Source organism: Vibrio sp. Y29_XK_CS5, assembly GCF_024181835.1.
GTDB lineage: Bacteria > Pseudomonadota > Gammaproteobacteria > Enterobacterales > Vibrionaceae > Vibrio > Vibrio harveyi.
On record NZ_JAMZAM010000003.1, the window covers coordinates 246,814 to 260,827 of the forward strand.

28 protein-coding genes are annotated in these 14,014 nt (G+C 45.7%); all 28 read left to right on the top strand.

The features are described 5' to 3' along the window. Window positions 1-58 precede the first annotated feature (58 nt). The 28 genes from rpmE to rpoA all read left to right on the top strand — a co-directional run bounded on the left by rpmE (window position 59) and on the right by rpoA (window position 13,990). Window positions 59-280 carry a 50S ribosomal protein L31 gene (rpmE, locus tag NL647_RS15045; RefSeq protein WP_005450576.1) on the top strand — a complete coding sequence of 74 codons (222 nt, stop codon included), beginning with the start codon at window positions 59-61 and terminating at the stop codon, window positions 278-280. Window positions 281-736: 456 nt separating this feature from the next. Next, entirely contained in the window at window positions 737-1,048 is a 312-nt protein-coding gene (gene rpsJ, locus NL647_RS15050) for a 30S ribosomal protein S10 (RefSeq protein WP_004410492.1), read from the top strand. Between the two features lie 14 nt (window positions 1,049-1,062). Next, entirely contained in the window at window positions 1,063-1,692 is a 630-nt protein-coding gene (rplC, locus tag NL647_RS15055) for a 50S ribosomal protein L3 (protein WP_005435072.1), read from the top strand. Between the two features lie 17 nt (window positions 1,693-1,709). Continuing rightward, a complete protein-coding gene (rplD, locus tag NL647_RS15060; RefSeq protein WP_005435074.1) occupies window positions 1,710-2,312 on the top strand; it encodes a 50S ribosomal protein L4 in 603 nt (200 codons plus the stop codon). Then, window positions 2,309-2,611 carry a 50S ribosomal protein L23 gene (gene rplW, locus NL647_RS15065; RefSeq protein WP_004398471.1) on the top strand — a complete coding sequence of 101 codons (303 nt, stop codon included), beginning with the start codon at window positions 2,309-2,311 and terminating at the stop codon, window positions 2,609-2,611. The genes rplD and rplW overlap by 4 nt, the downstream gene beginning before the upstream one ends. A gap of 15 nt (window positions 2,612-2,626) precedes the next feature. After that, a complete protein-coding gene (gene rplB, locus NL647_RS15070; protein ID WP_005450574.1) occupies window positions 2,627-3,451 on the top strand; it encodes a 50S ribosomal protein L2 in 825 nt (274 codons plus the stop codon). 21 nt (window positions 3,452-3,472) lie between these two features. Then, entirely contained in the window at window positions 3,473-3,751 is a 279-nt protein-coding gene (rpsS, locus tag NL647_RS15075; protein WP_005431614.1) for a 30S ribosomal protein S19, read from the top strand. A 10-nt stretch (window positions 3,752-3,761) separates the two neighbouring features. Then, a complete protein-coding gene (gene rplV / locus NL647_RS15080) occupies window positions 3,762-4,094 on the top strand; it encodes a 50S ribosomal protein L22 (protein ID WP_005383164.1) in 333 nt (110 codons plus the stop codon). Window positions 4,095-4,112: 18 nt separating this feature from the next. Then, window positions 4,113-4,811, top strand: coding sequence for a 30S ribosomal protein S3 (gene rpsC, locus NL647_RS15085; protein ID WP_005435080.1), 699 nt, complete (start codon window positions 4,113-4,115; stop codon window positions 4,809-4,811). 11 nt (window positions 4,812-4,822) lie between these two features. Further along, on the top strand, window positions 4,823-5,233 hold the full coding sequence (rplP, locus tag NL647_RS15090) for a 50S ribosomal protein L16 (protein ID WP_005379577.1): 411 nt from the start codon (window positions 4,823-4,825) through the stop codon (window positions 5,231-5,233). Beyond that, entirely contained in the window at window positions 5,233-5,424 is a 192-nt protein-coding gene (rpmC, locus tag NL647_RS15095) for a 50S ribosomal protein L29 (protein WP_004410456.1), read from the top strand. Before rplP ends, rpmC begins: the two co-directional genes overlap by 1 nt. After that, window positions 5,424-5,678, top strand: a complete 255-nt coding sequence (gene rpsQ / locus NL647_RS15100; protein WP_005450571.1) for a 30S ribosomal protein S17 — start codon at window positions 5,424-5,426, stop codon at window positions 5,676-5,678. Before rpmC ends, rpsQ begins: the two co-directional genes overlap by 1 nt. Before the next feature lie 164 nt (window positions 5,679-5,842). Continuing rightward, window positions 5,843-6,214 carry a 50S ribosomal protein L14 gene (gene rplN, locus NL647_RS15105; protein WP_004410450.1) on the top strand — a complete coding sequence of 124 codons (372 nt, stop codon included), beginning with the start codon at window positions 5,843-5,845 and terminating at the stop codon, window positions 6,212-6,214. Between the two features lie 13 nt (window positions 6,215-6,227). Further along, window positions 6,228-6,545 (top strand): 50S ribosomal protein L24, encoded by a 318-nt coding sequence (gene rplX / locus NL647_RS15110; protein WP_005435084.1) that lies wholly within the window; start codon window positions 6,228-6,230, stop codon window positions 6,543-6,545. Window positions 6,546-6,568: 23 nt separating this feature from the next. Then, the gene (gene rplE, locus NL647_RS15115) at window positions 6,569-7,108 is read left to right on the top strand and encodes a 50S ribosomal protein L5 (RefSeq protein WP_005450569.1); all 540 of its coding nucleotides are present in this window, start codon (window positions 6,569-6,571) and stop codon (window positions 7,106-7,108) included. A gap of 17 nt (window positions 7,109-7,125) precedes the next feature. After that, window positions 7,126-7,431, top strand: coding sequence for a 30S ribosomal protein S14 (rpsN, locus tag NL647_RS15120; RefSeq protein WP_004410442.1), 306 nt, complete (start codon window positions 7,126-7,128; stop codon window positions 7,429-7,431). A gap of 29 nt (window positions 7,432-7,460) precedes the next feature. Next, a complete protein-coding gene (gene rpsH / locus NL647_RS15125; RefSeq protein ID WP_005450567.1) occupies window positions 7,461-7,853 on the top strand; it encodes a 30S ribosomal protein S8 in 393 nt (130 codons plus the stop codon). Between the two features lie 12 nt (window positions 7,854-7,865). Further along, a complete protein-coding gene (rplF, locus tag NL647_RS15130) occupies window positions 7,866-8,399 on the top strand; it encodes a 50S ribosomal protein L6 (protein WP_005450565.1) in 534 nt (177 codons plus the stop codon). 9 nt (window positions 8,400-8,408) lie between these two features. Further along, window positions 8,409-8,762, top strand: coding sequence for a 50S ribosomal protein L18 (gene rplR, locus NL647_RS15135; protein ID WP_005435088.1), 354 nt, complete (start codon window positions 8,409-8,411; stop codon window positions 8,760-8,762). A 14-nt stretch (window positions 8,763-8,776) separates the two neighbouring features. After that, window positions 8,777-9,280 carry a 30S ribosomal protein S5 gene (rpsE, locus tag NL647_RS15140; RefSeq protein WP_005435090.1) on the top strand — a complete coding sequence of 168 codons (504 nt, stop codon included), beginning with the start codon at window positions 8,777-8,779 and terminating at the stop codon, window positions 9,278-9,280. A 7-nt stretch (window positions 9,281-9,287) separates the two neighbouring features. Further along, window positions 9,288-9,464 carry a 50S ribosomal protein L30 gene (rpmD, locus tag NL647_RS15145; protein WP_005450564.1) on the top strand — a complete coding sequence of 59 codons (177 nt, stop codon included), beginning with the start codon at window positions 9,288-9,290 and terminating at the stop codon, window positions 9,462-9,464. A 5-nt stretch (window positions 9,465-9,469) separates the two neighbouring features. Continuing rightward, a complete protein-coding gene (gene rplO / locus NL647_RS15150; RefSeq protein WP_005450562.1) occupies window positions 9,470-9,904 on the top strand; it encodes a 50S ribosomal protein L15 in 435 nt (144 codons plus the stop codon). Window positions 9,905-9,924: 20 nt separating this feature from the next. Continuing rightward, on the top strand, window positions 9,925-11,259 hold the full coding sequence (secY, locus tag NL647_RS15155; protein WP_005435093.1) for a preprotein translocase subunit SecY: 1,335 nt from the start codon (window positions 9,925-9,927) through the stop codon (window positions 11,257-11,259). A 38-nt stretch (window positions 11,260-11,297) separates the two neighbouring features. Then, window positions 11,298-11,411: a 50S ribosomal protein L36 gene (rpmJ, locus tag NL647_RS15160; protein ID WP_000868186.1), complete on the top strand. Its 114-nt coding sequence runs from the start codon at window positions 11,298-11,300 to the stop codon at window positions 11,409-11,411. Window positions 11,412-11,560: 149 nt separating this feature from the next. Beyond that, window positions 11,561-11,917, top strand: coding sequence for a 30S ribosomal protein S13 (gene rpsM / locus NL647_RS15165; RefSeq protein WP_005450559.1), 357 nt, complete (start codon window positions 11,561-11,563; stop codon window positions 11,915-11,917). An 18-nt stretch (window positions 11,918-11,935) separates the two neighbouring features. Beyond that, window positions 11,936-12,325 carry a 30S ribosomal protein S11 gene (rpsK, locus tag NL647_RS15170; RefSeq protein WP_001118870.1) on the top strand — a complete coding sequence of 130 codons (390 nt, stop codon included), beginning with the start codon at window positions 11,936-11,938 and terminating at the stop codon, window positions 12,323-12,325. A 27-nt stretch (window positions 12,326-12,352) separates the two neighbouring features. Then, on the top strand, window positions 12,353-12,973 hold the full coding sequence (gene rpsD, locus NL647_RS15175; RefSeq protein ID WP_005383146.1) for a 30S ribosomal protein S4: 621 nt from the start codon (window positions 12,353-12,355) through the stop codon (window positions 12,971-12,973). A 24-nt stretch (window positions 12,974-12,997) separates the two neighbouring features. After that, entirely contained in the window at window positions 12,998-13,990 is a 993-nt protein-coding gene (rpoA, locus tag NL647_RS15180) for a DNA-directed RNA polymerase subunit alpha (protein ID WP_005383143.1), read from the top strand. Window positions 13,991-14,014: the final 24 nt, after the last annotated feature.

Sequence of the window (14,014 nt, forward strand, 5' to 3'; positions counted from 1 at the left end):
ACGTGTGGTGTGCGGCTTAGACTCGTATAGCGACACGGCCTACAATTGAGGTTATCCCATGAAAGCTGGTATCCACCCAGAATACAAAGCAATCACTGCTACTTGTTCTTGCGGCAACTCTTTCGAGTTCAAATCTACTCTAGCGAAGGAGTCTATCCACCTAGACGTATGTGACAAGTGTCACCCATTCTACACTGGTAAGCAACGTATCGTTGATACAGGCGGCCGTGTTGATCGCTTCAACAAGCGTTTCGGTGCACTATCAAGCGGTAAGAAATAATAGCAGACGCTATTACGATTACAGTTTAAAAAAGGACGCTTCGGCGTCCTTTTTGTTTATTGGCTAGTGCAAAAGTAGGGGAGAATCGAGCGACTAAAATTTGTTCGATTATTTTTCACTCGGCTATTGCATCCTAAAGTGTGATCTGTATAATGCAGCGCACTGGTTAAGCCAGTTGTGAACCAATGAGCAATGAGGAGCGAGTAAATCTTCGGATTTACGAGGTAATGTAGACTCAGCTTATGTTCGCGGTTAATACAATTAGCTATCTTTTCTTCGGAAAAACTATCCCCAGAGGTGACTCTGGTATGTAGGGGTAGTTAATCGAAAATTAACTGACAATGCGTCCTAATCTTGGATGCTACGGTTTCACATAAATCAATCGGCATTCTCTCGTCTTTACGAGTCTGAGTGGCGATATTGTTTGTGTAATTTTTAATATTGGAGCTCTGTCTCATGCAGAACCAACGTATCCGTATCCGCCTAAAAGCATTCGATTACAAACTAATCGACGCTTCTACAGCGGAAATCGTTGAAACAGCTAAGCGCACTGGCGCACAGGTTCGTGGTCCAATCCCACTACCAACTCGTAAAGAGCGTTTCACAGTTCTTATCTCTCCACACGTTAACAAGAAAGCACGTGACCAGTACGAAATCCGTACTCACAAGCGTCTAATCGACATCGTTGAGCCAACAGACAAAACTGTTGATGCTCTAATGCGTCTAGACCTTGCTGCGGGCGTTGACGTTCAAATTAGCCTAGGTTAAGGGAGATTAGAAGAATGATTGGTCTAATCGGTCGTAAAGTGGGCATGACCCGCGTATTTACTGAAGACGGCGTTTCTATCCCAGTAACAGTTGTTGAAGTTGAAGCAAACCGTGTTTCTCAAGTTAAAACTCTTGAGACAGATGGCTACGCTGCAATCCAGGTAACTGCTGGTTCTAAGAAAGCTAACCGCGTAAACAAAGCTGAAGCAGGTCACTTTGCTAAAGCTGGCGTTGAAGCTGGTCGTGGTCTTTGGGAATTCCGTTTGGAAAACGGTGAAGAGTTCGCAGTTGGCGCTGAGCTAACAGTTGAACTATTCAACGAAACTAAGAAAGTAGACGTTACTGGTACATCTAAGGGTAAAGGTTTCCAAGGCGCTGTTAAGCGTTGGAACTTCCGTACTCAAGATATGACTCACGGTAACTCATTGTCTCACCGTGCACCGGGTTCAATTGGCCAATGTCAAACTCCAGGTCGCGTATTTAAAGGCAAGAAAATGGCAGGTCACATGGGTGCTGAGCGTGTAACGACTCAAAACCTAGAGATCGTACGTGTTGACGCTGAGCGCAATCTGCTTCTTATCAAAGGTGCAGTACCAGGCTCAACAGGTGGCAACGTGATCGTTAAACCAGCTGTTAAAGCATAACGTCTCAGGAGTAAGTAATGGAACTAATGGTTAAAGGTGCTGATGCACTAACTGTTTCCGAAACTACTTTCGGACGTGAGTTTAACGAAGCTCTTGTACACCAAGTAGTTGTTGCGTTTGCAGCAGGTGCTCGTCAAGGTACACGTGCTCAAAAAACACGTTCAGAAGTTTCTGGCGGTGGCGCTAAGCCATGGCGTCAAAAAGGTACTGGCCGTGCGCGTGCTGGTACAATCCGTAGCCCAATCTGGCGTACAGGTGGTGTTACTTTTGCTGCGAAACCACAAGATCACAGCCAAAAAGTAAACAAAAAAATGTACCGCGGTGCTATGAAGAGCATTCTTTCTGAGCTAGTTCGTCAAGAGCGTCTAATCGTTGTTGATAACTTCTCAGTTGAAGCGCCAAAGACTAAAGAGCTAGTTGCTAAGCTTAAAGAGCTTGAGCTAACTGACGCTCTAATCGTGACTAGCGAAGTAGATGAGAATCTATTCCTAGCTGCTCGTAACCTATACAAAGTTGACGCACGTGACGTTGCTGGTATCGACCCAGTTTCACTAATCGCGTTCGACAAAGTTGTAATGACTGCTGAAGCAGTTAAGCAAGTTGAGGAGATGCTAGCATGATCACTGAAGAGCGTATCCTAAAAGTTCTACGTGCTCCGCACATCTCTGAAAAAGCAACTATGGCAGCTGAGAAAGCGAACACTATCGTTTTCAAAGTAGCTAAAGATGCAACTAAAAAAGAGATCAAAGCAGCTGTAGAAAAGCTTTTTGAAGTTGAAGTTAAGTCTGTAAATACTCTTATCACTAAGGGTAAGACCAAACGTCAAGGTCTACGCCAAGGTCGCCGCAGCGACGTTAAGAAAGCGTACGTTACTTTGAAAGAAGGTCAAGATCTTGACTTTGTTGGCGGCGCGGAATAACAGGAGTAGTTAAGAATGGCTATTGTTAAATGTAAGCCGACTTCCCCTGGTCGTCGTCACGTTGTTAAAGTTGTTAACGCTGACCTACACAAGGGCAAGCCATACGCACCACTTCTAGAGAAAAACTCTAAGAACGGTGGTCGTAACAACAACGGTCGTATCACAGTACGTCACATCGGCGGTGGTCACAAGCACCACTACCGTGTAGTTGACTTCAAACGTACTAAAGACGGTATCCCAGCGACAGTTGAGCGTCTAGAATACGATCCAAACCGTAGCGCAAACATTGCTCTAGTTCTTTACAAAGACGGTGAGCGTCGCTACATCCTAGCACCTAAAGGTGTTCAAGCTGGTGATGTTATCCAATCTGGTGTTGATGCACCGATTAAAGCTGGTAACACTCTACCAATGCGTAACATCCCAGTAGGTTCAACTGTACACAACGTTGAACTAAAACCTGGTAAAGGTGGTCAGCTAGCTCGTTCGGCTGGTGCTTACGCTCAAATCGTTGCTCGCGACGGTGCGTACGTAACTATCCGTCTACGTTCTGGCGAAATGCGCAAAGTTCTTTCTGAAGGCCGTGCAACAATCGGTGAAGTTGGTAACTCTGAGCACATGCTACGTGAACTTGGTAAAGCTGGTGCTTCACGCTGGCGCGGCGTACGTCCAACCGTACGTGGTGTAGTAATGAACCCGGTTGATCACCCACACGGTGGTGGTGAAGGTCGTACTTCTGGTGGCCGTCATCCAGTATCTCCTTGGGGTATGCCAACTAAAGGCTTCAAGACTCGTAAGAACAAACGCACTGACAAGTACATCGTACGTCGTCGTAACAAGTAATCTATATAAAGAGGAATCGCCATGCCACGTTCTCTCAAGAAAGGTCCATTTATTGACCTACACTTGCTGAAGAAGGTAGAGAAAGCGGTGGAAAGCGGAGACAAAAAGCCACTTAAGACTTGGTCCCGTCGTTCAATGATCATCCCATCGATGATCGGTTTGACCATCGCTGTCCATAATGGTCGTCAGCACGTACCTGTTTTCGTAACCGAAGAAATGATCGGTCACAAACTAGGTGAATTCGCACCAACACGTACTTACCGCGGTCACGCTGCGGATAAGAAAGCTAAGAAGCGTTAAGGAGTAAATAATGGAAGCTATTGCTAAACATAACTTTGCTCGCATTTCGCCTCAGAAAGCTCGCTTAGTTGCGGATCTAATTCGTGGTAAATCTGTTGACCAAGCTCTAGAAATTCTAACGTTCAGCAACAAAAAAGCTGCTGCTCTAGTTAAGAAAGTTCTAGAGTCTGCTATCGCTAACGCGGAGCACAACGAAGGTGCAGATATTGACGATCTGAATGTCGCAAAAATCTTTGTAGATGAAGGCCCAACCATGAAGCGTATTATGCCTCGTGCTAAAGGTCGTGCGGATCGTATCTTGAAGCGTTCAAGCCACATCACTGTTGTTGTAGCAGATCGCTAGAGACTAGGAGAGTAAGCAATGGGTCAAAAAGTACATCCTAATGGTATTCGTCTTGGCATCGTTAAGCCTTGGAATGCTACATGGTTTGCTAACACCAAAGATTTCGCTGACAACCTAGACGGCGACTTCAAGGTACGTCAGTTCCTAACTAAGGAACTACAAAAAGCGTCTCTTTCACGCATCGTTATCGAGCGTCCTGCTAAGAGCATCCGTGTGACTATTCACACTGCTCGTCCAGGCGTTGTAATCGGTAAGAAAGGTGAAGACGTTGAGAAACTACGCGCAGCTGTAGCAAAAATTGCAGGTGTACCAGCGCAAATTAACATCGCTGAAGTACGTAAGCCTGAACTTGATGCACAACTTGTTGGTGACAGCATCGCGTCTCAACTAGAGCGTCGTGTTATGTTCCGTCGTGCTATGAAGCGCGCGGTACAAAACGCAATGCGTCTAGGTGCTAAAGGCATCAAAGTAGAAGTAAGCGGTCGTCTAGGCGGCGCTGAAATCGCACGTTCTGAGTGGTACCGTGAAGGTCGTGTACCTCTACACACTCTACGTGCAGACATTGATTACGCAACTTCTTCGGCTCACACTCAATACGGTGTGATCGGCATTAAAACTTGGATCTTCAAAGGTGAGATCCTAGGTGGTATGCCAGCAGCTAACGCTGTAGAGCCTAAAGGCGACAAGCCTAAGAAGCAGCGTAAAGGCCGTAAGTAAGGAGTCGACAGATGCTACAACCTAAACGTACTAAGTTCCGTAAGGTTCAGACAGGTCGTAACCGTGGTCTAGCTAAAGGTACTGATGTAAGCTTCGGCGAATTCGGTCTTAAAGCTGTTGGCCGTGGTCGTCTAACTGCTCGTCAAATTGAAGCGGCACGTCGTGCAATGACACGTCACGTTAAGCGTCAAGGTAAAATCTGGATCCGTGTGTTCCCAGACAAACCAATCACAGAAAAACCACTTGAAGTTCGTCAAGGTAAGGGTAAAGGTAACGTTGAGTACTGGGTAGCCCAAATCCAACCTGGTAAGGTTATGTACGAAATGGGTGGTGTACCTGAAGAATTGGCTCGTGAAGCGTTCCGCCTAGCGGCTCGTAAACTGCCATTCAAAACTACATTTGTAACTAAGCAGGTGATGTGATGAAAGCACAAGATCTACGCGAGAAAAGCGTTGAAGAGCTTAACGCTGAGCTATTGAATTTGCTACGTGAACAGTTCAACTTGCGCATGCAAGCTGCAACTGGTCAGCTACAGCAAACTCATACTCTGAAAGCTGTACGCCGTGATATCGCACGTGTGAAAACTGTTTTGACTGAGAAGGCAGGCGCATAATGAGCGAAGTAAAACGTACTCAACAAGGTCGTGTTGTTAGCGACAAGATGGACAAGTCTATCGTAGTTGCTATCGAGCGCATGGTTAAACACCCAATTTACGGTAAATTCGTAAAGCGCACGACTAAAGTACACGCACACGACGAGAACAACGAATGTGGCCTAGGCGACAAAGTTGAAATCGCAGAGTGTCGTCCACTGTCTAAGACTAAGTCTTGGACTTTGGTTAAAGTTGTAGAAAAGGCGAAGATGTAATCTTTCCCAATCTATGATTGACAAACGGCTCCAAAATTATTTTTGGAGCCGTTTATTTTTTGACTACCCAATCACAAAAAAGGGTGGTACAATTCGCGTCCCTTTTAAAGAGGCAGCCCGACCCGAGAGGGTCTAGTTTTTTTATTATTTAGCGGAGCACTAACATGATCCAAATGCAAAGTATGCTGGACGCAGCTGATAACTCAGGCGCACGCAGCGTAATGTGTATTAAGGTTCTGGGTGGCTCTCACCGCCGTTATGCACATATCGGTGACGTTATCAAAGTTACTGTTAAGGAAGCAATTCCTCGCGGTAAAGTTAAAAAAGGTGACGTTCTGAAGGCGGTGGTAGTGCGCACCCGTAAAGGCGTACGTCGTCCTGACGGTTCTGTCATTCGCTTCGACCGAAATGCTTGTGTATTGTTGAACGACAACACTGAGCAACCAATCGGTACACGTATCTTTGGTCCTGTGACACGCGAACTTCGTGGCGATAAGTTCATGAAGATCGTTTCACTGGCTCCAGAAGTTCTGTAAGGAGCACGTAGAAATGGCAGCTAAAATCCGTCGTAATGACGAAGTAATCGTTCTTGCTGGTAAAGACAAAGGCAAGAAAGGTAAAGTAACTAAGGTCCTAGCAACTGGTAAAGTTATCGTTGAAGGTATCAACCTTGTTAAGAAACACCAGAAACCTGTTCCTGCACTAGGTATCCAAGGCGGTATCGTAGAGCAAGAAGCAGCAATCGACGTTTCTAACGTGGCGATCTTTAACGCAGCTACTGGTAAAGCTGACCGTATCGGTTTCCGTTTTGAAGATGGTAAGAAAGTTCGTTTCTTTAAGTCTAACAACGAAATCGTTTCTAACTAATAGAAGTAATTTGGAGTTCTACTATGGCGAAACTGCATGATTACTACAAGTCGTCTGTAGTCGCTGAACTGACCAAACAGTTTAGCTACACAAGCGTCATGCAAGTCCCTAGAATCGAGAAAATCACCCTAAACATGGGTGTTGGTGAAGCAATCAACGATAAGAAACTGCTAGAAAACGCAGCTGCTGATATGGCAACGATCTCTGGTCAAAAGCCACTTATCACTAAAGCTCGTAAATCTGTTGCAGGTTTCAAAATCCGTGAAGGCTACCCTATCGGTTGTAAAGTAACCTTGCGTGGCGAACGTATGTGGGATTTTCTTGAGCGTCTAATTTCGATCGCTCTTCCACGAGTACGTGACTTCCGTGGTGTTAGCGCTAAGTCTTTTGACGGTCGCGGTAACTACAGCATGGGCGTTCGCGAGCAAATCATCTTCCCGGAAATCGACTTTGATAAAGTTGATCGAGTACGCGGCCTAGACATCACTATTACGACGTCTGCTGGTACTGATGAGGAAGGCCGTGCTCTGCTGGCTGCCTTTAACTTCCCATTCCGTAAGTAAGGTGAAGGGTTACTGTTATGGCTAAAAATTCAATGAAAGCACGTGAAGCAAAACGTGCGAAGCTAGTAGCTAAGTTCGCTGAAAAGCGTGCAGCGCTAAAAGCTATCATCAGCGATGTAAACGCATCTGAAGAAGATCGTTGGAATGCGGTTCTTACACTGCAATCTCTTCCACGTGATTCAAGTGCATCACGTCAGCGCAACCGTTGTAACCAAACTGGTCGTCCACACGGTTACCTACGTAAGTTCGGTCTAAGCCGTATTAAGGTTCGTGAAGCTTGCATGAAAGGCGAGATTCCGGGTCTTCGTAAGGCTAGCTGGTAATTGCCACTTAATCATTTGGAGTAAATCATATGAGCATGCAAGATCCGATTTCGGATATGCTGACCCGTGTTCGTAACGGTCAGGCAGCAAACAAAGTTGCTGTTAAAATGCCTTCTTCAAAGCTTAAAGTTGCAATCGCTGCACTACTAAAAGCTGAAGGTTACATCGTTGACTTCGCTGTTGAAGGCGAAGCAAAACCTGAGCTAGAAGTTACTCTTAAGTACTTCCAAGCTAAACCAGTAATCGAGCAACTTAAACGTGTTTCTCGTCCAGGTCTACGTGTTTACAAGAAGAAAGATCAACTTCCTTCTGTAATGGGTGGTCTTGGTATTGCTATCGTTTCTACTTCCAAGGGTCTTATGTCAGACCGCGCTGCACGTAAAGCAGGTCTTGGTGGTGAAATCATCTGCTACGTAGCTTAATAGGAGTAGAATATGTCTCGTGTTGCTAAAGCACCTGTCGCTATTCCAGCTGGCGTAGAGGTGAAACTAAACGGCCAAGAAATCACTGTAAAAGGTGCTAAGGGTGAACTATCTCGCGTTCTTAACAACGCTGTAGTAATCGCTCAGGAAGAAAACAACCTAACTTTCGGTCCTAAAGAAGGTGTTGCTAACGCATGGGCACAAGCTGGTACAGCTCGCGCTCTAGTTAACAACATGGTTGTTGGTGTTACTGAAGGCTTTACTAAGAAGCTAACTCTTAAAGGTGTTGGTTACCGTGCTGCTATCAAAGGCAACGCTGTAGGTCTAACACTAGGCTTCTCTCACCCAGTTGAGCACGAGTTGCCAGCGGGTATTAAAGCTGAATGTCCAAGCCAAACTGAAATCATCATCACTGGTTGTGATAAGCAACTAGTTGGTCAAGTTGCGGCTGACATTCGTTCTTACCGTCAACCTGAGCCTTACAAAGGTAAAGGTGTTCGTTACGCAGATGAAAATGTGCGTACTAAAGAAGCTAAGAAGAAGTAAGGTAACACTATGGATAAGAAAGCATCTCGCATCCGTCGTGCTACACGTGCACGTCGTAAGATTGCAGAACTGGGTGCGACTCGCCTAGTTGTACACCGTACTCCTCGTCACGTGTACGCACAGGTTATCGCGGCTAATGGCTCTGAGGTTATCGCAGCAGCTTCTACTGTAGAAAAAGCGATCCGTGAGCAAGTGAAATACACTGGTAACGTTGATGCAGCTAAAGCAGTAGGTAAAGCTGTTGCTGAGCGCGCTCTTGAAAAAGGCGTAACTGCAGTTGCATTTGATCGTTCTGGTTTCCAATACCACGGTCGAGTAGCGGCGCTAGCAGAATCTGCTCGCGAAGCTGGTCTGAAATTCTAAGGTAGGGTTGGAAGATGGCTAAAGAACAACAAGTTCAAGCGAATGATTTGCAAGAAAAGCTAATCGCAGTTAACCGTGTTTCTAAAACGGTTAAAGGCGGTCGAATCATGAGCTTCACTGCACTAACAGTAGTTGGTGACGGTAACGGTCGTGTAGGTTTCGGTTACGGCAAAGCTCGTGAAGTACCTGCAGCGATTCAAAAAGCAATGGAAAAAGCGCGTCGTAACATGACTACTATCGCGCTAAACGAAGGCACTCTTCACCACCCAGTGAAAGGTCGCCATTCGGGCTCTAAAGTTTACATGCAGCCTGCTGCAGAAGGTACTGGTGTTATCGCAGGTGGTGCGATGCGTGCAGTACTAGAAGTTGCTGGCGTACACAACGTACTATCTAAAGCATACGGTTCTACGAACCCTATCAACATCGTTCGTGCAACGATCGATGCACTAGGTAGCATGAAGTCGCCAGAAATGGTTGCTGCTAAACGTGGTCTAACTGTTGAAGCTATTTCGGAGTAAGAACACCATGGCAACTATTAAAGTAACTCAAACTAAAAGCTCAATTGGCCGCCTACCAAAGCACAAAGCTACTTTGCGTGGTCTAGGTCTTCGTAAAATCAACCATACAGTAGAACTTGAAGATACTCCGTGTGTACGCGGTATGATCAACAAGGTTTTCTACATGGTTAAAGTTGAGGAGTAATCAGAATGCGTTTGAATACTCTTGCACCGGCTGCTGGCTCTAAGCACGCTCCTAAGCGTGTAGGTCGTGGTATCGGTTCTGGCCTAGGTAAAACTGGTGGCCGTGGTCACAAAGGTCAAAAATCACGTTCTGGCGGTAAAGTTCGTCCAGGTTTCGAAGGCGGTCAAATGCCTCTGAAACAACGTCTACCAAAATTCGGTTTCACTTCTCGTAAGAGCCTAGTGTCTGCTGAAGTTCGTCTAGCTGAGCTAGCGAAAGTTTCTGGTGACGTGGTTGATCTAAACAGCCTTAAAGCTGCTAACATCATCACTAAGAACATCGAATTTGTAAAAGTTGTTCTTTCTGGTGAGATTAACAAAGCAGTGACTGTTAAAGGTCTACGTGTGACTAAAGGCGCTAAAGCTGCAATCGAAGCTGCAGGCGGTAAAATCGAGGAATAATCTCGAGGAACGAGGTACAGATGGCTAAGAAACCAGGACAAGATTTTCGTAGTGCTCAGAGCGGCTTAAGTGAACTAAAGTCGCGCTTGTTATTCGTAATTGGTGCACTTTTAGTATTCCGAGCCGGCTCTTTTGTGCCGATTCCTGGTATTGACGCTGCTGTACTTGCCGATTTGTTCGAACAGCAAAAAGGTACCATCGTTGAAATGTTTAACATGTTCTCCGGTGGTGCTCTTGAGCGTGCATCTATATTAGCGTTGGGCATCATGCCGTATATTTCGGCTTCTATTGTTGTCCAATTGCTAACTGTAGTTCATCCAGCGTTAGCGGAACTCAAAAAAGAGGGTGAAGCAGGCCGTCGTAAGATCAGCCAATATACACGCTACGGCACGCTTGTACTTGCAACATTCCAAGCTATTGGTATTGCAACAGGCTTACCAAACATGGTCGATAATCTGGTTGTTATGAACCAAACCATGTTTACGCTAATTGCTACCGTAAGTTTAGTAACTGGTACCATGTTCCTAATGTGGTTAGGTGAACAAATTACAGAGCGAGGAATCGGTAATGGTATTTCCATTCTGATTTTTGCAGGTATTGTTGCTGGATTGCCTTCTGCAATCGGTCAAACAATCGAGCAAGCGCGTCAAGGTGAATTGCATGTACTTCTTCTGTTGCTAATCGCGGTATTAGCTTTTGCAGTAATTTACTTCGTTGTTTTCATGGAACGTGGTCAACGCCGAATCGTCGTTAACTACGCTAAGCGTCAACAAGGTCGTAAAGTATTTGCTGCGCAAAGCTCGCACTTGCCACTTAAAATTAATATGGCGGGTGTTATTCCAGCGATTTTTGCATCAAGTATTATCCTGTTCCCAGGAACACTGGCTCAGTGGTTTGGTCAGAACGGTGAGAGCAGCGCGTTCGGTTGGTTAACTGACGTGTCTTTGGCTCTTAGTCCAGGTCAACCGCTGTATGTAATGCTTTATGCAGCAGCGATTATTTTCTTCTGTTTCTTCTACACGGCGTTGGTATTCAACCCGCGTGAAACAGCAGATAACTTGAAGAAGTCCGGTGCATTCGTACCCGGTATCCGCCCAGGTGAGCAGACAGCTAAGTACATTGATAAAGTGATGACACGTTTAACCCTAGCGGGTGCACTGTACATTACCTTTATCTGTCTGATTCCCGAGTTCATGATGGTCGCGTGGAACGTACGTTTCTACTTCGGCGGTACATCACTACTTATCGTAGTAGTTGTTATCATGGACTTTATGGCACAGGTACAGACTCATCTGATGTCTCAACAGTATGATTCTGTGTTGAAGAAAGCGAATCTGAAAGGCTACGGTCGTTAATTCGACGGTAGACTCAGTTTCAATTACGGAGTTTAGCAATGAAAGTTCGTGCTTCCGTTAAAAAAATCTGCCGTAACTGTAAAGTAATCAAGCGCAACGGTGTTGTTCGCGTGATTTGCAGTGAGCCAAAGCACAAACAGCGCCAAGGCTAATTAGCAGAAATTTTTACTTGAAAATGAAGGTTAGGTCGAGTATATTCCTCGGCCTACCTTTTGCGTGCAAAAGAAGTAGTACTCCGCAGCGTATCCATAACGGGCTTTGCTGCGGCTAATTCTTTTATAGAAACACTTAGGAGTGAATAATGGCCCGTATAGCAGGCATTAACATTCCTGATCAGAAACACGCTGTAATCGCTCTAACGGCGATCTACGGCATCGGTAAAACTCGCTCTCAAGCTATCCTAGCTGAAGTGGGTATTGCTGAAGATGTTAAGATCAGTGAACTAACTGAAGAGCAGATCGATCAACTGCGTGATGGTGTAGCTAAGTACACTGTAGAAGGTGATCTACGTCGTGAAGTATCTATGAACATCAAGCGTCTTATGGACCTTGGCTGTTACCGTGGTCTTCGTCATCGTCGCAGTCTACCACTACGTGGACAGCGTACTAAAACCAACGCTCGCACCCGTAAGGGTCCGCGTAAGCCGATCAAGAAATAATCGGGAAGGTAGAGTACAATGGCTAAACAACCAACTCGCGCTCGTAAGCGCGTACGCAAGCAAGTTGCAGATGGCGTTGCGCACATCCATGCTTCTTTCAATAACACAATCGTAACCATTACTGACCGTCAAGGTAACGCTCTAGCTTGGGCTACTGCAGGTGGTTCTGGTTTCCGTGGTTCTCGTAAGTCTACTCCGTTCGCTGCACAGGTTGCTGCTGAGCGTTGTGCTGAAATGGCTAAAGAATACGGTCTAAAGAACTTGGAAGTTATGGTTAAGGGTCCTGGTCCAGGTCGTGAATCTACTGTTCGCGCTCTGAACGCTGCTGGTTTCCGCATCACAAACATCGTTGATGCTACACCAATCCCTCATAACGGTTGTCGTCCACCTAAGAAACGTCGCGTATAACGTTTTTTAGATTACTGGAGAAAGATCATGGCAAGATATTTGGGTCCTAAGCTGAAGCTTAGCCGTCGTGAAGGCACTGACTTATTCCTTAAGTCTGGTGTTCGCGCGATCGATACCAAGTGTAAAATTGATAACGCACCAGGTGTACACGGCGCTCGTCGCGGTCGTCTATCTGAGTATGGCGTTCAGCTTCGTGAGAAGCAAAAAGTTCGTCGTATGTACGGCGTTCTAGAAAAACAATTCCGTAACTACTACAAAGAAGCTGCGCGTCTTAAAGGCAACACAGGTGAAAACCTACTTCAGCTTCTTGAAGGTCGTCTTGATAACGTAGTTTACCGCATGGGCTTTGGCGCAACTCGCGCAGAAGCACGTCAGCTAGTTAGCCACAAAGCTATCCTAGTTAACGGTAAAGTTGTAAACGTTCCTTCTTTCAAAGTAGCGGCTAATGACGTTGTTTCTATCCGCGAGAAAGCTAAACAGCAAGCTCGTATCAAAGCAGCTCTAGAAGTTGCTGAACAACGTGAAAAACCAACTTGGATTGAAGTAGATGGTGGCAAGATGGAAGGTACATTCAAGCGTATGCCTGAGCGTTCTGATCTATCAGCTGACATCAACGAACAATTGATCGTCGAGCTTTACTCTAAGTAAGGTTTAAACTAAAGAGAGGACACAATGCAGGGTTCTGTAACAGAATTTCTTAAGCCACGTCTAGTTGACATCGAACAAATCAGCTCGACTCACGCAAAAGTAACTCTTGAGCCATTAGAGCGTGGCTTTGGTCATACTCTAGGTAATGCACTTCGCCGCATTCTTCTATCTTCTATGCCTGGTTGTGCAGTGACAGAAGTAGAAATCGAAGGCGTACTTCATGAGTACAGCACTAAAGAAGGCGTACAAGAAGATATTCTTGAAATCCTTCTAAACCTTAAAGGTTTGGCAGTGCGCGTAGCTGAAGGCAAAGATGAAGTGTTCATTACTTTGAACAAATCAGGCTCGGGCCCTGTGGTTGCAGGTGACATCACCCATGACGGTGATGTAGAGATCGCTAACCCTGAACACGTTATTTGTCACCTAACGGATGACAACGCTGAGATCGCAATGCGTATCAAAGTTGAACGTGGTCGTGGTTATGTTCCAGCTTCTGCGCGTATCCATAACGAAGAAGACGAGCGTCCAATCGGTCGCCTACTAGTAGATGCTACTTACAGCCCAGTAGACAAAATTGCCTACGCTGTAGAAGCAGCTCGTGTAGAACAGCGCACTGATCTAGACAAGCTTGTTATCGATATGGAAACAAACGGTACTCTAGAACCTGAGGAAGCAATCCGTCGTGCAGCTACTATCCTAGCTGAACAATTGGATGCGTTCGTAGATCTTCGTGATGTACGTGTACCTGAGGAGAAGGAAGAGAAGCCAGAATTCGATCCGATCCTACTGCGTCCTGTAGACGATCTTGAACTAACAGTTCGCTCTGCTAACTGTCTGAAAGCAGAAGCGATTCACTACATCGGTGATCTAGTACAACGTACTGAGGTTGAGCTACTTAAAACGCCTAACCTTGGTAAAAAATCTCTTACTGAGATTAAAGACGTACTTGCGTCACGTGGTCTGTCTCTGGGCATGCGCCTAGAAAACTGGCCACCTGCATCAATCGCTGAAGATTAATCGATACTAGTTAGAAGGATTAGG